The organism is Kistimonas scapharcae (genome assembly GCF_039540975.1).
GTDB classification, from domain to species: domain Bacteria; phylum Pseudomonadota; class Gammaproteobacteria; order Pseudomonadales; family Endozoicomonadaceae; genus Kistimonas; species Kistimonas scapharcae.
In genome coordinates, this window is record NZ_BAABFL010000248.1 from 1 (window position 1) to 1,537 (window position 1,537).

The window sequence follows — 1,537 nt, forward strand, 5'->3', positions numbered from 1 at the left end:
ATTCCGAGACTGGCAAATATTATCGAATACGCCTCATGCTGGCTGCCATGTGGTCTGCACAGGAGTTTTTGAGTACTTACGTGTTTTGTGTGGTATGAAAAGGTCGTCGTGTATATCCGTTTTACGCTCGCTTCGGCAGGACGTCCCTGTCCTGCTTCGCTAACGTGGCTTCCTGCCACTGCAGCACGGATATACACGACGACCGATCAGGCAGCCATCTCGCTGCCCGTTGTGTTTTAGGAGGAATAAAGTTTACGCGGTACGTTCAAACATAAGATCCCAAACACCATGGCCGAGTTTCTGGCCACGTTTCTCAAACTTGGTCAGTGGGCGGTAGTCTGGTCGTGGAGAGTATTGGTTGTCGCCCGCTAAGTTGCTCCAGCCTTCTGCTGCACTCATCACGTCCATCATCTGTTCGGCGTAGTTTTCCCAGTCTGTTGCCAGATGCAGGATACCGCCAGGCTTGAGTTTGGTGCGCAGTGCTTCAACAAATGCAGGTTGAACCAGGCGACGCTTGTTATGACGTTTTTTGTGCCAGGGATCAGGGAAATAGATCTGTATCCGGTCAATGCTTTCATCAGCGATGCATTCCCGCAGAATTTCCACTGCATCGTGGCAGTAGACACGGATGTTGTTCACACCCGCTTTGCCTGCTTCATTCAGCAAACTGCCAACGCCAGGACGGTGAACTTCAATACCAATAAAGTTCTTTTCCGGTGCGGCTTCCGCCATGCTGAGCAGCGAAAGGCCCATGCCGAAACCGATTTCCAGAACCGTTTCGGACTGACGGCCAAAGGTTTTCTCGATATCCAGCTTGCCCTGTTCCAGCGTCAGGCCATGACTTGGCCAGTAGTCATCCAGCCCCTTTTGCTGGCCAGCTGTCATCCGACCGGCCCGGATAACGAAGCTTTTGACGGCGCGGCGATGTGGGGGCTGTTCTGTGTTTGATGCTATATCAGTGTCTGTCATTGGTTTTTCATGATGTGGCGGTGCATTGGTCAGGTCGACTTACACGTTGTTTAACGAAGCTCTGGAAGCTCCGGAGCAAAATAAGTAAGCGTACCTTGAGCATTTTGCTAAAACAGCTAACCATAGCGGAAATCTCATGGAATCGACAAGCCTGTATATAACGAGATCTGACAATAGTATTGGATGTGTGATCCCGCCATTAAAAACGGTTCAGTTATGTATAACCATTATGTTTGCCTGATATTTTTATTAACAGGAACTTGATATGGCTGGTAGTTACTAATTGATTGTATTACTAGTGATATTAGGAGAGTGCAATGGAAGCGTTAGCGTCATTTAGTGGTAGTGGTCGAGTGCAGCAAGATCAGCCGTCAACATCATTACAGACTACCGAGAAACTGGGAAGCAAGACATCCAGTGGACGTGTAGTAACCTTGCCTTCGGAGACATCTGTAATATGCATTGAGGAAAAGGCCTATGTAACTAAAACGTAAGTACTCAAAAACCGGTACATAAGGCGATTTCACGTTCTGCCGCCTAAGCTCATCCCCATGTTCCCATTACCGCC

The 1,537-nt window shown here is 48.7% G+C and carries 1 protein-coding gene; it reads right to left on the reverse strand.

Annotated elements, in window-relative coordinates; all coding sequences use genetic code 11:
• Positions 1-252: 252 nt before the first annotated feature.
• On the reverse strand, positions 253-969 hold the full coding sequence (trmB, locus tag ABD892_RS10725) for a tRNA (guanosine(46)-N7)-methyltransferase TrmB (protein WP_345195623.1): 717 nt from the start codon (positions 967-969) through the stop codon (positions 253-255).
• Between the last annotated feature and the right edge of the window lie 568 nt (positions 970-1,537).